Genomic DNA, 17,388 nt, shown 5'->3' with positions numbered 1-17,388 from the left:
CCATGAGTACCGCGCTCCCCGATCTCGACGAGAGGACCGAGCTGACCGCTGCCCCTCTCGAACCCTGGCAGGTCGTGGTCTGGAACGACCCGGTCAACCTGATGAGCTACGTCGTGCGTGTGTTCCGCACGTACTTCGGCTACTCCCTCGATCACGCGACCGCGCTCATGCTCGCGGTCCATCACGACGGGCACGCGATCGTCGCGACCGGTCCGCGGGAGACCATGGAGGTGCATGCCCAGGCGATGCACGACTACGGCCTCTGGGCGACGGTCAGGAAGGCTGCCGAATGAGCGCGCCGCTCGTGTTCTCGCTCGCCGAGATCGAGGGGCGTCACCTCGCCCGCATCGTGGACGACTTCATCGAGTTGGTCGGGACGAAGGACGCCGCTGACCATGCGATCGCTCGGCTCACGCCGGATGCGTACCCTGAGGATGCCGCGGCGTCCGCAGAGTTCGGCATCGCCACGCGGGACGACCTGCTGGATCGGCGCCTCCTCGATGCGCGCACGATGCGCTCGGCCCTCACGGCATTCGACGGGGCAGCAGAGCTCACGGTGGCGGAAGCACACGCGATGCGGCAGGTCGCGGTCCGTCAGGCTGACATCGATGCCTGGTTGCGCACCCTGACGGCGATCCGCCTCGTCCTCGCAGAGCGCTTGGGCATCACCACGGAGGATGTCGGCGGCGGCCGCACCGACGGTACGGACCTGTACGACTGGCTCGGATACCGCCTGGAGCTGCTGATCGAGGCGGCGGACGAACTGCTCACCGACTCTGGCAGCTGAGCCCCGGTCAGGGAACGGTGATGATCCGCGTCGCCAGCGAGCGCGGGTCGTCGCGCTCCACGTGCCTCCGCTCCTGCGCCGCCCATCTGTCCCAGTGCGGCCGATAGGCGTCCCCGTCGCGCGCGAGCGCCCTGGGCTTGCGAGACGACTCCGCGGATTCGATCCAGACGCGCACGTCCGCCAGGTCCGCCGTGGACGGGCGCAGGATGCCGCTGCCCTCGACGATCACACCGAGCGCGGGGTCGACGGCGTGGCTTTCCGCATCCTCGCCGCGGACCCAGTCCCATCGGTTCCACGTGCCGAGCAGCCCCCGGCCGTGCGGACGCAGAATGCCGTCGAGGGCCCGCTCCGCGCCCGCATCGAGCCCGTCCCAGCCCGGGTACAGGGAGTCCAGCGCGATCACCTGCACTCGTCCGGCCAGAGGCCACAGCTCGGCCAGCCGCTCCGCGAGTGAGGTCTTTCCGGCCCCGCTGCCGCCGTCGATGATGATCACCGGATTCGCGGCGGACACCGCCAGGACGTCGCGCGTGATCAGGGTCGCGGCGTGCTCCAGAGCCGCTGCGACGGCGTCGTCACTTCTTGAGCGCACGGATGATGCGCGTGAGTGCTCGCCCGGTCACCCAGACGAACGGCACCGCCACCACGAGCAGCGTCACGATGTTCGGCTCGAAGCGCAGACCCTCTTCGCGCCGCACATACACGCCGACCGGGATGGACACACCGCCGCCGCCACCGCCCTCGGCACCGTCTCCGCTTCCGCCGCCGAAGCCCGAGTAGGTGAAGGCCACCGGGGTGACGCTCACGCCGTCGACGTCCTGCGGCTCTCCATACGCGCTCTTCACGCCGAAGGACGCGACCTGCTTCCCGAGTTCCAGTGCAATGTTCGGCATGCTCCCACGGTAGCCGACCGAGACGCCGTGCGCGCCCCTCAATCCACGCCGTGATCCTTCGGATGCCGCGCCGCACCACGGCCCTCGCCGCGTCCGATGTGCCGCGCGCGGCTGATGGTCGCCGTGCCGAAGCGCGCGATCGCCTCGTCCACGGCACCTTCCACCTTGCGCCAGTCCTCGTCCTCGTCCCAGAGCGCGAGGGCACCGCCTCCCGCCGGGCGCAGCTTCTCGGCGCGCACCCCCACGAGCCGGATCGGATCGCGGCGATCGATGAGTTCGAACAGGCCCTGAGCGGCCTCGCCGATGCGCTGGCTCACCGCCGTGGGCTCGGTCAGCGTCTGCGAACGGTTCACCGTGCGGAAGTCGGCGAACCGGATCTTGATCGAGACGGTCGAGGTCTCCCAGCCGGCTCGCCGCAGCCGCGCGCCGACGCGGTCGGACAGCCGCAGCAGCTCGGCCCGCAGGAACTCCCGATCGGCGATGTCCTGATCGAACGTCTCCTCATGGCCGATGCTCTTCTCCACGCGCTCGGTGTCCACGGCTCGCGCGTCCTCCCCGCGGGCGAGCTGCACGAGCCGCGCGCTGAGAGCCGGCCCCACCGCCCGGTCCAGCGTCTCCTGCGGCGTCTCGCGGATGTCGCGGATCGTGCGGATCCCGCGGGCCTCGAGCGATTCCGCGGCCTTCGGCCCGACGCCCCAGAGCGCACGCACCGAGCGCGGGGCGAGGAAGTCCAGGGTGTCGGCGGCCGCGATCACGAGCATGCCGTCCGGCTTCGCGATCGTGGACGCCATCTTCGCGACGTGCTTCGTGGACGCGACGCCCACGCTGCAGGTGATGCCGACCTCCGCCTGGACCCGCTCGCGGATGAGGCCGGCGATACGGGCCGGGCTCCCCCAGAGCCGCCGCACGCCCTGGACGTCGAGGAAGGCCTCGTCGACCGACAGCGGTTCCACCAGAGGCGTGAACGACTCGAAGATCGCCATGACCTGGCGGGACACCTCCTGGTACCGGGAGAAGTGCGGGGGGACTACGCGGGCACCAGGGCACAGTCGCAGTGCCTGCGAGACCGGCATCGCCGAGCGGACGCCGTAGCGTCGTGCCTCGTATGACGCACTCGACACCACGGAGCGGCCGTCGGGCGACCCGATGATCAGCGGCAGCCCTCGCAGGCTCGGATCGTCGAGCACCTCGACCGCGGCGTAGAACGCGTCCATGTCGACGTGGAGGATGCGCGTGCCGGAGTCGTCGGCATCGGCCGAGGACACCATGCGCCCTCTGCCGTCACCGTGTCCCATGGGTCCATTCTCTCCCGGGCCCCCGACACGAGACCCGGGAGAGAGCGAGACTCACTGTGCGGCGCGCTCGAGGACCAGTTCGCGCACGCGGGCAGCGTCCGCCTGGCCCTTCATGGCCTTCATGACCGCGCCGATGACCGCGCCGGCAGCCTGCACCTTCCCGTCCTTGATCTTCGCGAGGATGTCGGGCTGCGCGGCAAGGGCCTCGTCGATGGCCGCGATCAGTGCGCCGTCGTCGGACACCACGGCGAGCCCCCGGGCGTCGACGACCTCCTGCGGCGTGCCCTCGCCCGCGATGACGCCCTCCAGCACCTGACGCGCCAGCTTGTCGGTGAGCGTTCCGGCGTCGACGAGCTGCTGCAACGCCGCGACGTTCTCGGGGCTGATCAGCTCGGTCGCGTCTTTCTCCTGGGCGTTCGCGAGACGCGTGACCTCGCCCGTCCACCACTTCCGTGCGGTCGCCGGAGTGGCTCCTGCCGCGATCGTGGACTCGACCACGTCGAGCAGACCGCCGTTGCGCACGTCCTGGAACTCCAGAGGCGTGAAGCCCCACTCGGTCATCAGGCGACGACGGCGCGCCACGGGCTGCTCGGGCAGAGCCGCACGCAGCTCTTCGACGAGCTCGGGGGCCGGCTGCACCGGCAGCAGGTCGGGCTCCGGGAAGTAGCGGTAGTCGTCGGCGTCCGACTTCGGGCGACCGGGCGACGTCGTTCCGGTGTCCTCGTGCCAGTGACGGGTCTCCTGGATGATCGTCCCGCCGTCCGCGAGGATCTGCGCCTGACGCTGGATCTCGTAGCGGACCGCGCGCTCGACGGAGCGCATCGAGTTCACGTTCTTCGTCTCGGTGCGCGTGCCGAGCTTCTCCACGCCGCGCGGACGCAGCGACACGTTCGCATCGCAGCGCAGGTTGCCGCGCTCCAGCCGCGCTTCGGAGATGCCCAGTCCGCGGACGATGTCGCGGATCGCCGCGACATAGGCCTTCGCGACCTCGGGCGCGCGGTGCTCGGTGCCGAAGATCGTCTTCGTGACGATCTCGACCAGGGGCACACCCGCGCGGTTGTAGTCCACGAGCGAGTACTCCGCACCCTGGATGCGTCCGGTCGCTCCCCCCATGTGGGTCAGCTTGCCCGCGTCCTCCTCCATGTGCGCGCGCTCGATCGGGATCGTCACGATGGTGCCGTCCTCGAGCTCCACCTCCACCGAGCCCTCGAACGCGATCGGCTCGTCGTACTGCGAGATCTGGTAGTTCTTGCCCAGGTCGGGGTAGAAGTAGTTCTTCCGCGCGAACCGGCTGGACTCCGCGATCGAGCAGCCGAGCGCGAGGCCCAGGCTGATCGACGAGCGGACGGCCGTCTCGTTCACGACCGGGAGCGACCCCGGCAGTCCCAGGTCCACAGGGGCGATCAGCGTGTTCGGCTCCGCCGCGTGATACGCCTCGTTGGCCGGGTTGGGCGCATCCGAGAACATCTTCGTGTTCGTGTTGAGCTCGACGTGCACCTCGAACCCGAGGACCGGCTCGAAGAGCTCGAGCGCCTTGTCGAAGTCCATCAGCTTGGCTGCGGCAGCCATCAGCGGTTCCCTCCTGCGAGCTGGGGTGCGCGGGTGAGCAGCGGGGCTCCCCACGAGTCAACGAGCAGCGCCTCCAGCGCCGCACCCACCCGGTACAGACGTGCGTCCTCCCGCGCGGGGGCGAGGAACTGGATGCCGACGGGCAGACCGTCCTCCTCCGCCAGACCGCTCGGGATGGAGATGCCGGGCACACCGGCGAGGTTCGCGGGGATCGTGGTGACGTCGTTCAGGTACATCTGGAGCGGATCGTCGATCTTCTCCCCGAGCTTGAAGGCCGTCGTCGGCGCCGACGGGGTGGCGATGACGTCGACACCGGCGAACGCTCGCGCGAAGTCCTGCTGGATGAGCGTCCGCACCTTCTGCGCGCTGCCGTAGTACGCGTCGTAGTAGCCGGCGGAGAGCGCATACGTGCCGAGGATGATGCGACGCTTCACCTCGTCGCCGAAACCGGCGTCGCGCGTGGCGGACATCACGTCCTCGACCGTGGGGTTGCCCTCCGGTGTGACCCGGAGACCGAAGCGCACCGAGTCGAACTTCGCGAGGTTGCTGGAGGCCTCCGCCGGGAGGATCAGGTAGTACGCGGCGACGCCGTACTCGAAGTGCGGGGCGTCGACCTCGACGATCTCGGCTCCCTGCGCCTCCATCAGCGCGAGCGCGCTGCGGAACGACGCGGCGACACCCGGCTGGAAGCCGCTGTCCGGCAGCTCGCGGATCACGCCGACGCGCAGGCCCTTCAGCACGTCGCCCCTGGCGCCCTCGCGGGCGGCATCGGCGAAGGACGGCCAGACGTCGGTCAGCGACGTCGAGTCCTTCGGGTCGTGACCGCCGATGGCGTCGTGCAGCAGACCGGCATCGAGCACGGTCCGCGTGACCGGACCGACCTGGTCGAGGCTTGAGGCGAGCGCGATCGCGCCGTAGCGGCTGACGCCGCCGTACGTCGGCTTCACGCCCACCGTGCCCGTCACGTGCGCGGGCTGGCGGATCGAGCCGCCGGTGTCGGAGCCGAGGGCGAGAGGTGCCTCGAACGCCGCCACCGCCGCCGCGGAGCCGCCCCCGGAGCCGCCGGGGATACGGTCGAGGTCCCACGGGTTCCTGGTGGGTCCGTACGCCGAGTGCTCCGTCGATGAGCCCATCGCGAACTCGTCCATGTTGGTCTTGCCGAGCGGGATGAGACCTGCCGCGCGGGACCGGGCGACGACGGTCGCGTCATAGGGCGAGCGGTAGCCCTCGAGGATCCGCGATCCGCTCGTGGTCGGCTGGTCGGTCGTCACCAGCACGTCCTTGATGGCGAGCGGCACGCCGGCGATCGGCCCCAGCTGCTCCCCCGCTGCGCGCCGGGCGTCGACCGCGGCCGCCGCCTCCAGCGCGTGCTCGTTGATGTGGAGGAACGCGTGCACGTCGCCGTCCACCTGCGCGATGCGGTCGAGGTGCGCCTGAGTGGCCTCGACGCTGGAGACCTCACCGGAGGCGAGGCTGTCGGCGAGCTCCGCCGCGGTCAGCCGGATGATGTCGCTCACTGCTCTTCTCCCAGGATCGCGGTCACACGGAAGCGGCCGTCCGCGGCATCCGGCGCGTTCTGCAGCACCTGCTCGTGGGTGAGCGTCACGCCGACCTCATCGGGTCGGAACACATTGCTCAGCGGGATCGGGTGGCTGGTCGCGGCGACATCGGCGGTCGCGACCTCCGACACCTTCGCGATGTTGTCGACGATGGCGTCGAGCTGGCCCGTGAGCCGCGTCACCTCGTCGTCGTTCAGCTGGATGCGCGCGAGCACGCCGAGATGGCGCACAAGATCAGGGGTGATTTCAGACACCACCCCAGTCTAGTTGGCGCGCCGCGGCCGAACCGGCGCGACATCGCCCGCCTAAGCTGGGCGCGTGAGCACGTATCAGCCCCCTCGCCCGTGGGTCGCCAGCTACGCCGACGGCGTTCCGGAAGACCTCGCCCCCGTCACCGGCTCCCTCGTCGACATCGTCGCCGCTTCCGCACGCGACTACCCCGACGCCCCCGCGCTGCAGTTCTTCGGCCGCGAGACCACCTACGCCCAGCTGCAGGAGGCGATCGACCGCGCCGCCGCCGGGCTCCGCGACCTGGGAGTACGGGCCGGCGACCCCGTGGCGATCGTGCTGCCCAACTGCCCGCAGCACATCATCGCCTTCTACGCGGTGCTGCGTCTCGGCGCGGTCGTGGTCGAGCACAACCCGCTCTACACGCCGCGGGAGCTGCGCAAGCAGTTCGAGGATCACGGGGCGAAGCACGCCATCGTGTGGAACAAGGTCGTGGCGACCGTGCAGGAGTTCCCCGCCGACCTCGCCGTGAGCGCCCTGATCTCGGTCGACGTGACCAGGGCCATGCCGGCCCTCACCCGCTTCGCTCTGCGCCTCCCCGTCGCCAAGGCGCGCGAGTCACGGGCCGCGCTCACCGAGCGGGTCCGCGGCACGGTCGTCTGGGAGTCGCTGCTCTCCACCGCCGCGATTCCCGCGACGCATCCCCGACCCGCCACCGACGACCTCGCGATCATCCAGTACACGTCCGGCACGACAGGCACTCCCAAGGGCGCGGCGCTCACGCATCGCAACCTCCTCGCCAACGCGGCCCAGGCTCAGGCGTGGGTCCCGTCGATCCAGCGCGGCAAGGGCTGCGTCGTGTACGCGGTGCTGCCGATGTTCCACGCCTACGGACTCACGCTGTGTCTGACATTCGCGATGTCCATGGGCGCCCGGCTCGTGCTGTTCCCGAAGTTCGACCCCGACCTCGTGCTCGATGTGGTCAAGAAGCACCCCGCCACCTTCCTGCCTCTCGTGCCGCCGATCGCCGATCGGCTCCTGGCCGCCGCGACCAGGAAGGGCGTCTCGCTCGAGGGCATCGAAGTCGCCATCTCCGGCGCGATGGCCCTGCCGCATGAACTGGTCGTGCCGTTCGAGGCCGCGACGGGCGGATACCTCGTGGAGGGATACGGCCTCAGCGAGTGCTCGCCCGTGCTCATGGCGAATCCGGTGGCCGACAACCGGGTGCCGGGAACCGTGGGGCTTCCCCTCCCCGGCACGGAGTGTCGTGTCGTCGACCCGGAGGATCCCACGCAGGACGTGCCTGACGGATCGCCGGGCGAGCTGGTCGTGCGCGGATCCCAGGTGTTCTCCGGCTACTACGGCAAACCGGAGGAGACCGAGGCCGTGTTCGTGGACGGCTGGTATCGCACGGGTGACATCGTCACCATCGACGAGGCCGGCTTCGTCCGCATCGTCGACCGGATCAAGGAGCTCATCATCACGGGCGGGTTCAACGTCGCGCCCACCGAGGTCGAGAACGCGCTGAGGCAGCACCCCGCCGTGGCTGACGCCGCCGTGGTCGGCCTGCCGAGCGAGCACTCCGGCGAGGAGGTCGTGGCGGCCATCGTCGTGGACGGCGGCGCCGATGTGGACGTCGAGGCGATCCGCGAGTACGCCCGCAGCATCCTCACCCCGTACAAGGTGCCGCGGCGGCTGTTCGTGGTGGACGAGCTGCCGACCTCACTCATCGGCAAGGTGCTGCGGCGACAGGTCAAGGAGAAGCTGCTCGCGCTCACGACCGGGGCGTGAGGCCCGCCTCACAGGCGCGGGGCGCGGTCGCGCGCTACCCTTGGGAAGTGACCCCTGAAGACGCAGTGCCCACCGACGCCCCCGACGAGTCCCCCACCACCCCCGGATTCGAGGAGCTCGGCATCACCGGGCCCGTCCTCAAGGCCATCAAGGATCTCGGCTACGAGACGCCCTCCCCGATCCAGGCAGCCACCATCCCGACCCTGCTCTCCGGGCGCGATGTCGTGGGCATGGCGCAGACCGGCACCGGCAAGACCGCGGCCTTCGCGCTCCCGGTGCTGGAGCGTCTCGACGTGTCCCAGAAGACGCCGCAGGCCCTCGTCCTCGCCCCGACCCGCGAGCTCGCGCTGCAGGTCTGCGAGGCGTTCGAGTCCTACGCCTCCCGGATGAAGGGCGTGCACGTGCTGCCCGTCTACGGCGGCCAGGGCTACGGCGTGCAGCTCTCGGCACTCCGTCGCGGCGTGCACGTCGTCGTCGGCACGCCCGGACGCATCATGGACCACCTCGCCAAGGGCACGCTCGACCTCTCGGAGCTCCAGTATCTGGTGCTCGACGAGGCCGACGAGATGCTGAAGATGGGCTTCGCGGAGGACGTGGAGCAGATCCTGGCCCAGACGCCCGAGGAGAAGCAGGTCGCCCTGTTCTCCGCCACGATGCCGGCACAGATCCGCCGCCTCGCGCAGCAGTACCTCCGCGACCCGGAGGAGATCACGGTCAAGTCGAAGACCGCGACCAACACCAACATCACGCAGCGGTACCTGGTGGTCTCGTATGCGCAGAAGGTGGACGCCCTGACCCGCATCCTCGAGGTCGAGAACTTCGACGGCATGATCGTCTTCGTCCGCACCAAGAACGAGACCGAGACGCTCGCCGAGAAGCTCCGCGCCCGCGGATACTCCGCCGCGGCGATCAACGGCGACGTGCCGCAGGTACAACGCGAGCGCAGCGTGAACCAGCTCAAGGACGGCAAGCTCGACATCCTGGTGGCCACCGACGTCGCCGCCCGTGGCCTCGACGTGGAGCGCATCAGCCACGTGGTCAACTTCGACATCCCCACGGACACGGAGTCGTACGTGCACCGCATCGGCCGGACCGGTCGCGCGGGCCGCACCGGTGACGCCATCAGCTTCATCACGCCGCGCGAGCGATACCTGCTCAAGCACATCGAGAAGGCGACGAGGCAGACGCCGGCGCAGATGCAGCTGCCCAGCACGGAGGACGTGAACACCACGCGTCTCGCCCGTTTCGACGATGCGATCACCGCCGCACTGTCCGAGACCGCACGCGTCGACGCGTTCCGCGACATCATCGCCCACTACGTCCGGCATCACGACGTGCCGGAGGGCGATGTCGCTGCCGCCCTGGCCGTGGTCGCACAGGGCGAGACCCCGCTGCTGCTCGACCCGACCGACGACGCACTCGCGAAGGCCGTGGCCTCGGACAACCGCCCTCCGCGCGAGCGCCAGACCCGTGAGGATCGACAGCCCAGGGAGCGTCGTGGCCGCGGCGACTACACGGCGTACCGCATCGAGGTCGGTCGCCGGCACCGCGTGGAGCCGCGGCAGATCGTCGGTGCGCTCGCGAACGAGGGCGGCCTCGGCCGCGACGACTTCGGCGCCATCAACATCCGTCCGGACTTCTCCATCGTCGAGCTGCCGGCGAACCTCGATCCGGCCGTGCTCGACAAGCTCCGCGACACGCGCATCTCGGGGCGACTCATCGAGATCGCGCCGGACCGCGGTCCCGGGGCCCGGCGTTCCTCGGGCGGGCGAGACGGCGGCTACCGCTCCGACCGCAGGGACCGGGATGACCGCCCGGCCCGCCGTGACCGGGATGACCGCACCGCGCGCCACGACCGTGACGAACGCCCGGCGCGCGAGGACAAGCCCTTCCGGAAGCCGCGTCACAAGGGCTGACGTGCGCATCGACCGCGCCGGGACAGCGGACGTCCTCGGCCTCGCTCGGCTGAAGTGGCAGGACGTGCCTGCCGAGCTGACCGCGGGTCGATCGCTCGACGAGTTCGCGGCAGAGCTCGGCCTGTGGTGGCAGGAGCATGCCCAGACGCACAGCGCGTTCGTGGCGCGTGCCGACGATGGCGAGCTGGTCGGTGCGGCGTGGGTCGCGCTTCTCCCCCGCGTACCGAGGCCGGGCGCGACGGACCGCGTCTCCGCGGATGTGCAGAGCGTGTTCGTGCTCCCGGAGCACCGAGGCCGCGGCACGGGCAGGGCGCTCGTCGCCGCGGCCTGCGCGCACGCCGTGTCGCTCGGTGCCGCCCGGGTTACGGTGCACTCGAGCGACGAGGCTGTGTCTCTCTACCGCGACCTGGGATTCGCGGACTCGCCGCGACTGCGGCAGTTCCTTCCCCCGAGCGAGAGCCCGGAGGTCGAGCGGCCCTGACCGGGTCAGCCCAGCGCGTCCGGCCCCTCGGTCACCAGGACGTGGAACTGCGCGGCGTCGAGGATCCGGATGCCCAGTTCCTCGGCCTTGGCGAGCTTCGAGCCCGCCCCGGGCCCGGCCGCGACGAAGTCCGTCTTCTTGGAGACGCTCGACGCGGCCTTGCCCCCGGCCTTGATGATCGCCTCCTGCGCTCCCTCGCGCGTATACCCGTCGAGCGAGCCTGTCGCCACCACGGTGAGACCGTCGAGCACTCCCCCCTGGGTCACCGCTGCTCCGGGACCCGGGTGCCCCGGGGTGGCCCACTGCACCCCGGCGTCGGCCCACTGCCGCACGATCTCCTGGTGCCAGTCGACCTCGAACCACGCCAGCAGTGAATCGGCGATGATGCCGCCGACGCCCTCGACCGCCGCGAGCTCCTCCCGCGATGCCGAGCGGATCGCGTCGAGCGACCCGAACCACTGCGCGAGCGCCCGGGCGGCGACGGGTCCCACGTGCCGGATGTTCAGGGCCACCAGCAGGCGCCACAGGTCCTTCGTCTTGGCCTTCTCGAGCTCGGCGAGCAGTGTGAGCGCCTGCGACGACGGCTGCGGGCCTTCGCGACCGGCCCTCTTCTCCGCCGCGGTGGGGTTGCGACGGAACGGAGCCCTGGTCTTGACGAGGCCGTCCTCGTCCTCTCTGGGCAGTCCGGTCTCGGCATCGCGGACGACCACCTCGATCGGCACCAGCTGATCCAGCGTGAGCGCGAACAGCCCGGCCTCCGTCTCGAGCGGAGGCACCGCCGGGGAGGTCGGCTGCGTGAGCGCGGCGGCCGTCACTTCGCCCAGCGCCTCGACGTCGAGCGCACCGCGAGAGCCGATGTGCTCCACACGCCCGCGCACCTGCGCGGGACAGGACCGTGCGTTGGGGCAGCGCAGATCGATGTCGCCCTCCTTCATGGGGCGGAGCGGGGTGCCGCATTCCGGGCAGTTGGCCGGCATGACGAATTCGCGCTCCGTGCCGTCGCGCTTCTCGACCACGGGGCCGAGGACCTCGGGGATGACGTCCCCGGCCTTGCGCAGCACGACCGTGTCTCCGATCAGCACGCCCTTGGCCTTCACCACGTCCTTGTTGTGCAGCGTCGCCTGTCGCACGACCGAGCCCGCGACGTGCGCAGGAGCCATCACGGCGAATGGCGTGGCGCGGCCCGTGCGACCCACGGAGACGACGATGTCGAGGAGCTTCGTCTGCACCTCCTCCGGTGGGTACTTGTAGGCGATCGCCCAGCGCGGTGCGCGGCTCGTCGCCCCGAGCTCGTCGTGCAGGTCGAGCTCGTCGACCTTGACCACGATCCCGTCGAGCTCGTGCTCGATGTCGTGGCGGTGCTCGCCGTAGTACTCGACGAAGGCGGTGACCTCGTCGATCGTGTGGCAGACGCGGGTGTGCGGACTCGTCGGCAGCCCCCACTCGGCGAGCAGCTCGTACACCTGGCTCTGCACCGCGACCGGCGGGTTCGTCCAGGCGCCGATGCCGTGCACGTAGAGGGCGAGCGACTCGATGCGCAGGAGTCCGGCTTCGAGCTCCAGGCCTTCCTTCTTGTCGATCTGCTGGCGCAGTCCCCCGCTCGCGGCGTTCCGCGGGTTCGCGAACGCCGGGAACCTGCGCGCTGCAGCGGTGCGCGCCTTCTCCTCGTCGAACGGCCTCTTCGCCCCGCCACGCGCCTCCCAGCGGGCCAGGGCATCGGCATACGCGCGGTCGCGGAAGGCGGCTTGGGCGGCGTTCAGACGCTCGAACGCCGCGGCGGGGATGAACACCTCGCCACGGACCTCCACGATCGCGGGGTGCCCCTCGCCGCTGAGGCGCTGCGGGATCTCGGGCAGCCGGAGGGCGTTCTCCGTGACGATCTCGCCGACCCGCCCATCTCCGCGCGTGGCCGCAGAGGTCAGCACGCCGTTCTCATAGCGCAGGTTGATCGCCAGCCCGTCGATCTTGAGCTCCGTGAGCCAGTCGACATCGCGGCCCGCGGCCGCGCGCGTCTTCACGGTCCAGTCGCGCAGCTCCTCGACCGAGAACACGTTGTCGAGGCTGAGCATGCGCTCGGCATGCTCGATCGTGGCGAGCCCCGTCGCCTCCGCCGCTCCCACCATCTGCGTGGGCGAGTCCTGCCCCTGCAGCTCGGGGTGCAGCCGCTCCAGCTCCTCCAGCCGGCGCATCCAGCCGTCGTACGTGGCGTCGTCGACCAACGAGGTGTCGCGCCCGTAGTAGGCGTCCTTGGCCTCCAGGATGCGGCTCGTCAGCTCCTCCGCCTCGATGCGGGCGTCTTCCAGCGAGATGTTGTCCGGCACCACGCCAGTCTACGAGCGCCCACCGACATGCGACGGAGCTCAGGCGTCGACGGGCACGGCCGAGACGGTGGCGTCGATCGTGAACTGTCCGAGCACGCGCGTGCCGACGTACAGCACCGCCGTCTGCCCCGGCGCCACACCGTCGAGTGGCGCGTCGGGGACGACGCGCACGCCGTCGTCGGCCACCGTCGCCAGGGCGGGCACCGGATCGGAGTGCGCGCGGATCTGCACGTGACAGCGGAAGGCGGGCTCCGCGGGCGCCGCGCCTGCCCAGCTGTGCCGCGCACCTGCGATCTCCGCGATCGCCAGCGCCTCCTTCGGTCCGACGACCACGGTGTTCGTCACCGGACGCACCTCCAGCACGAACCGGGGCTTGCCGTCGTCCGCCGGCACGCCGAGCTTCAGGCCGCGCCGCTGGCCGACCGTGAACGCGTGGGCGCCCTCGTGGGCGCCCACCACGGCGCCGCTGCGGTCGACGATCTCGCCCGTCGCCGTGCCGACCTTCTCGGCGAGCCACCCGCGCGTGTCGCCGTCCGGGATGAAGCAGATGTCGTGGCTGTCGGGCTTCTGGGCCACGCTGAGGCCTCGCGCCTCCGCCTCCGCCCTGACCACGGACTTCGACGGCGTCGTGCCGAGCGGGAAGTAGGTGTGGGCGAGCTGCTCGGCCGTGAGCACCCCGAGCACGTAGGACTGATCCTTCGCGGAATCCGAGGCCCTGTGCAGCTCGAGGCCCTCGGGTCCGTCGACGAGCGTCGCGTAGTGGCCGGTGCACACCGCGTCGAAGCCCAGCTCGATCGCCCGCTCCAGCAGCGCGGCGAACTTGATCTTCTCGTTGCAGCGCATGCAGGGGTTCGGCGTGCGGCCCGCACGGTACTCGGCGATGAAGTCGTCGATCACGTCGTCGCGGAACCGCTCAGAGAAGTCCCAGACGTAGAAGGGGATCCCGAGCAGGTCCGCGGCGCGACGCGCGTCCAGCGCGTCCTCGATCGTGCAGCAGCCGCGGCTTCCGGTGCGGAGCGTGCCGCCGGCCCTGGAGAGGGCGAGATGCACGCCGACGACGTCGTGACCCGCCTCCACGGCCCTGGCAGCCGCGACGGCGGAGTCGACGCCACCGCTCATGGCCGCAAGGATCCGCATCCCTCCAGTCTACGAGCGCCCGCCTGAGCCGGCGCCGGATGCGCGGGCGAAAGCCTCGCCGATCGCGGCGACCGCGGCATCGACGTCCTCGATGGTCGAGGTGCGACCGAGCGAGAAGCGCAGCACGCTCCGCGCGTCTCGCTCCGGTCGCCCCATGGCCATGACGACGTGCGACGGCTCGGCGACACCGGCCTGACACGCCGAACCGGTGGAGACCGAGATGCCCGCGACGTCGAGGAGGAACAGCAGGCTCTCCCCCACGGCACCGGGGAACAGCACGTGCGCGTTGCCGGGAAGACGGTCGACCGGGTCACCCAGGAGCTCGGCCGTGGGCACCGCCGCCGCGATGCCGTCGACGAGGCGCTCCCGCAGCTCGCGGAGCCGTGCGCTCTCGGTCTCGCGCTCGCGCTCGGCCAGCTCCAGTGCGGTCGCGAACGCCGCGGCGCCCGCGACGTCCTGCGTCCCGGGGCGGAGCCCGCGCTGCTGCCCGCCGCCGCGCAGAAGCGGACTCAGAGTCGCCGACCGCGCCACCACGAGGACGCCGATCCCGACGGGAGCGCCGATCTTGTGGCCGGTGACGCTGAGGGCGACGAGGCCGACACCGTCCGCGGCGTCTCCCCGCAGCGCGCGGAACGACAGCGGCACGTGGCCGAGTGCCGCGACCGCGTCCAGGTGCAACGGCACCGCGCGCGCGGCCGCCGCAGCTGTCAGCGCACTGGCGTCGTTCACCGTTCCCGCCTCGTTGTTCGCGACCAGGGCCGTGGCGAGAGCCGCCCCGGGCAGCGCGTCGGCGAACAGTCCGGGGTCGATGCGCGCCCGTGCCGAGAGCGGCACAGGCCGTATCTCCGCCCCCTCGGCGGCGAGAGCCGCCGCGGTGTCCATCGTCGCGTGATGCTCCCCGTCGGGGAGGACGATGGCCGAGGTCCCCGCCGGGCGCGCCCGCCACAGACCCTGCAGTGCCAGGTTGACCGACTCCGTGCCTCCGGAGGTGAAGACGATCTCGATCGGGTCGGCCTGCAGCACCGCGGCCACGCGCTCGCGGGACTCCTCCAGCAGTCGTCGCGCCTCCTGCCCCGCGCCGTGCGTCGAGGAGGCGTTGCCCGCGACCGTCGCCGCCGCGAGCCAGGCGTCCCGCGCCTCGGCGCGCAGGGGCGAGGTCGCCGCATGGTCGAGGTAGTGCCGCATCCTTCGATTCTCCCCGATCCCGGCAGCGGCGGCGCACCGCCTGTGGTACCCGGTCCTCGCTGACATGAGACGGAAATGCAAGACGCCTAGGGTGTACTCATGCCTGCGTCCCGTGTCTCCGCCGTGCCGGGGGGATCCGCCCTCGACAACCTCGGCGTCCGTCTGCACGACGGCGTCGGAACACTGCGGGTGTGGTCCCAGCGGGCGTCGTCCATGGAGCTCGTCGTGTTCGACGCCACCGACCTCGACTGGGTGACCGACCAGGCGCCCCTCGAGCGGCGGCCCGGCGGAGTCTGGGAGGTCACGACACCCCTGCTGCAACCGGGCGTGCGCTATGCCATCCGGGTGGGCGGTCCGCACGGTCCCGGCAACACCTTCAACCCGCAGACCCTGCTGCTCGACCCCTACGCCCGCGGGCTGGCCCAAGGACACGGGTACCAGGAGTGGCGCTCGGTCGTGATCGTCGACGGCTTCGACTGGGGCGACTCCGCGAAGCCGAGAGTGCCGCTCGACCGCACGGTCATCTACGAAGGCCATCTGAAGGGTCTCACCAAGCGGCACCCGGATGTCCCTCCCGCCCTGCACGGCACCTACGCGGGACTCGCGCACCCCGCGATGATCGCCCACTTCCACCGGCTCGGCATCACGTCCGTCGAACTGCTCCCCGTGCATGCCTTCGTGCCGGAGCCCCGGCTCCTGGAGCGCGGCCTCACGAACTACTGGGGCTACAACACGCTGAACTTCTTCACACCGCACACGGCATACGCCACGGAGGACGCCCGCAAGCGCGGACCGGAAGCCGTGATCGCCGAGTTCAAGGGAATGGTCCGTCTGCTGCACGAGGCCGGGATCGAGGTCATCCTCGACGTCGTGTACAACCACACGGCCGAAGAGGGCATCGGCGGCCCCCGCTCCAGCCTGCGCGGTATCGACAACGCGGCCTACTACCGTCAGGACGCGGACGGCGTCTACGTCGATACGACCGGCTGCGGCAACACACTGAACACTGCGACGGACGCCGCCGCCCGTCTGGTGCTCGACTCGCTGCGCTACTGGGCGGAGGAGATGCAGATCGACGGCTTCCGTTTCGACCTCGCCACTGCGATCGCCCGCGACGAGAGGCATGCGTACACCCCCGACCACCCTCTGCTCCGTGCGATCGCCGCGGATCCCGTGCTGTCCGCGAGCAAGCTGATCGCCGAGCCGTGGGATGTGGGGCTCGGCGGATGGCAGACGGGCAACTTCCCTGCCGGATGGCACGAGTGGAATGACCGGTACCGCGACCGCGTGCGCAACTTCTGGCTCAGCGACATCGACTACGCCAGGCGCGCGTCCGCGCCGGTGGGCATCGGCGGCTTCGCGACGCGTCTGGCCGGTTCGTCCAACACCTTCAGCGAGGAGCGCGGCCCGCTGGCGAGCGTCAACTTCGTGACCGCCCACGACGGATTCACTCTCCACGACCTCGTCTCGTACGACGTCAAGCACAACGAGGCCAACGGCGAGGGCAACCGCGACGGCGCGGACATGAACCGCGCGTTCAACCACGGCGTCGAGGGCCCGACCGATGATCCGGCGATCCTCGCGGCCCGACGCAAGGCGATGCGCAACCTGCTCGGCACCCTCCTCCTCTCCGCAGGCATCCCCATGCTGACCGCTGGCGACGAGGTCGGGCGCACTCAGCGCGGAAACAACAACGCCTACGCACAGGACTCGCCCCTGTCGTGGCTGGGGTGGGAGTTCGAGGCGTGGCAGGAGGATCTGAGGGAGCACGTCACCCGGCTGATCCGGCTCCGCCAGGAGAATCCCGCGCTGCGCCCGAGCCGCTATGCCCGGCTGGGCGAGCACATCCCCAACGCCTCGGTCATGGACTGGTACGACCAAGACGGCGAGACGATGGAGGCGGCGCAGTGGAACGACCCGGGCAACCGCACACTGCAGTACGTCGCGTCCTCGACGCCGGACACCGAGGCATTCAACCGGATCCTGCTGATCGTGCACGGCACGGAGGCGCCGATCGACGTCCGCCTCCCCGAGGGCATCGACGGAGCCACCCGCTTCGTCTCGCTCTGGTCCAGTGCGGAGGATCGCCCGGCGGACGCCGAAGAGGCGTTCTCTCCGGGGGACGTGCTGCCGATCCCCGGGACCTCGATGCGACTGTTCCGGGTGGAGTGATATCACGCTTCGCCCTTCGGGTCGAGCGGTAGGTTCGCGCACACCGGAACGGTAGAT

15 protein-coding genes are annotated in these 17,388 nt (G+C 70.7%); 6 read left to right on the top strand and 9 right to left on the bottom strand.

Features of this window, described 5'->3' with window-relative positions:
• Positions 1 to 2: 2 nt before the first annotated feature.
• Both clpS and M3C17_RS03455 read left to right on the top strand, forming a co-directional pair.
• A complete protein-coding gene (gene clpS / locus M3C17_RS03460; protein ID WP_259976246.1) occupies positions 3 to 293 on the top strand; it encodes an ATP-dependent Clp protease adapter ClpS in 291 nt (96 codons plus the stop codon).
• Entirely contained in the window at positions 290 to 787 is a 498-nt protein-coding gene (locus M3C17_RS03455; protein ID WP_259976245.1) for a DUF2017 domain-containing protein, read from the top strand. The genes clpS and M3C17_RS03455 overlap by 4 nt, the downstream gene beginning before the upstream one ends.
• 7 nt (positions 788 to 794) lie before the next feature.
• On the opposite strand, the gene M3C17_RS03450 is transcribed toward M3C17_RS03455, so the two are convergent.
• The 6 genes from M3C17_RS03450 to gatC are packed head-to-tail and all read right to left on the bottom strand — an operon-like array spanning position 795 to position 6,354.
• Entirely contained in the window at positions 795 to 1,376 is a 582-nt protein-coding gene (locus tag M3C17_RS03450; RefSeq protein ID WP_259976243.1) for a hypothetical protein, read from the bottom strand.
• On the bottom strand, positions 1,360 to 1,677 hold the full coding sequence (locus M3C17_RS03445; protein WP_136031854.1) for a hypothetical protein: 318 nt from the start codon (positions 1,675 to 1,677) through the stop codon (positions 1,360 to 1,362). The genes M3C17_RS03450 and M3C17_RS03445 overlap by 17 nt, the downstream gene beginning before the upstream one ends.
• A gap of 38 nt (positions 1,678 to 1,715) precedes the next feature.
• Positions 1,716 to 2,972, bottom strand: coding sequence for a DNA polymerase IV (locus tag M3C17_RS03440; RefSeq protein ID WP_259976242.1), 1,257 nt, complete (start codon positions 2,970 to 2,972; stop codon positions 1,716 to 1,718).
• A 51-nt stretch (positions 2,973 to 3,023) separates the two neighbouring features.
• Positions 3,024 to 4,541 carry an Asp-tRNA(Asn)/Glu-tRNA(Gln) amidotransferase subunit GatB gene (gatB, locus tag M3C17_RS03435; RefSeq protein ID WP_259976241.1) on the bottom strand — a complete coding sequence of 506 codons (1,518 nt, stop codon included), beginning with the start codon at positions 4,539 to 4,541 and terminating at the stop codon, positions 3,024 to 3,026.
• Positions 4,541 to 6,058: an Asp-tRNA(Asn)/Glu-tRNA(Gln) amidotransferase subunit GatA gene (gene gatA / locus M3C17_RS03430; RefSeq protein ID WP_259976240.1), complete on the bottom strand. Its 1,518-nt coding sequence runs from the start codon at positions 6,056 to 6,058 to the stop codon at positions 4,541 to 4,543. Before gatA ends, gatB begins: the two co-directional genes overlap by 1 nt.
• Positions 6,055 to 6,354, bottom strand: a complete 300-nt coding sequence (gene gatC, locus M3C17_RS03425) for an Asp-tRNA(Asn)/Glu-tRNA(Gln) amidotransferase subunit GatC (protein ID WP_259976239.1) — start codon at positions 6,352 to 6,354, stop codon at positions 6,055 to 6,057. Before gatC ends, gatA begins: the two co-directional genes overlap by 4 nt.
• Positions 6,355 to 6,418: 64 nt before the next feature.
• Here gatC and M3C17_RS03420 point away from each other — a divergent pair, with 64 nt between their 5' ends.
• The 3 genes from M3C17_RS03420 to M3C17_RS03410 all read left to right on the top strand — a co-directional run bounded on the left by M3C17_RS03420 (position 6,419) and on the right by M3C17_RS03410 (position 10,516).
• Positions 6,419 to 8,119 carry a long-chain-fatty-acid--CoA ligase gene (locus M3C17_RS03420; RefSeq protein WP_259976238.1) on the top strand — a complete coding sequence of 567 codons (1,701 nt, stop codon included), beginning with the start codon at positions 6,419 to 6,421 and terminating at the stop codon, positions 8,117 to 8,119.
• Between the two features lie 65 nt (positions 8,120 to 8,184).
• Positions 8,185 to 10,035: a DEAD/DEAH box helicase gene (locus M3C17_RS03415; protein WP_259976266.1), complete on the top strand. Its 1,851-nt coding sequence runs from the start codon at positions 8,185 to 8,187 to the stop codon at positions 10,033 to 10,035.
• A 1-nt stretch (position 10,036) separates the two neighbouring features.
• Entirely contained in the window at positions 10,037 to 10,516 is a 480-nt protein-coding gene (locus tag M3C17_RS03410) for a GNAT family N-acetyltransferase (protein ID WP_259976237.1), read from the top strand.
• A 5-nt stretch (positions 10,517 to 10,521) separates the two neighbouring features.
• On the opposite strand, the gene ligA is transcribed toward M3C17_RS03410, so the two are convergent.
• From ligA to M3C17_RS03395, 3 genes are read right to left on the bottom strand one after another with little or no spacing between them, the layout of a single operon-like run.
• On the bottom strand, positions 10,522 to 12,837 hold the full coding sequence (ligA, locus tag M3C17_RS03405) for an NAD-dependent DNA ligase LigA (protein WP_259976236.1): 2,316 nt from the start codon (positions 12,835 to 12,837) through the stop codon (positions 10,522 to 10,524).
• 39 nt (positions 12,838 to 12,876) lie between these two features.
• A complete protein-coding gene (gene mnmA, locus M3C17_RS03400) occupies positions 12,877 to 13,974 on the bottom strand; it encodes a tRNA 2-thiouridine(34) synthase MnmA (protein WP_259976235.1) in 1,098 nt (365 codons plus the stop codon).
• A 9-nt stretch (positions 13,975 to 13,983) separates the two neighbouring features.
• On the bottom strand, positions 13,984 to 15,159 hold the full coding sequence (locus M3C17_RS03395) for a cysteine desulfurase family protein (RefSeq protein WP_259976234.1): 1,176 nt from the start codon (positions 15,157 to 15,159) through the stop codon (positions 13,984 to 13,986).
• 99 nt (positions 15,160 to 15,258) lie between these two features.
• Between M3C17_RS03395 and glgX the strand changes: the two genes are divergently transcribed.
• On the top strand, positions 15,259 to 17,331 hold the full coding sequence (gene glgX / locus M3C17_RS03390) for a glycogen debranching protein GlgX (protein WP_259976233.1): 2,073 nt from the start codon (positions 15,259 to 15,261) through the stop codon (positions 17,329 to 17,331).
• Positions 17,332 to 17,388 lie beyond the last annotated feature (57 nt).

It is taken from the genome of Microbacterium sp. p3-SID336 (assembly GCF_025143365.1).
In the GTDB taxonomy this organism is placed as follows: domain Bacteria; phylum Actinomycetota; class Actinomycetes; order Actinomycetales; family Microbacteriaceae; genus Microbacterium.
Note: the sequence above shows the minus strand (reverse complement) of the source record. Positions and strands in the feature narration are given on the sequence as shown.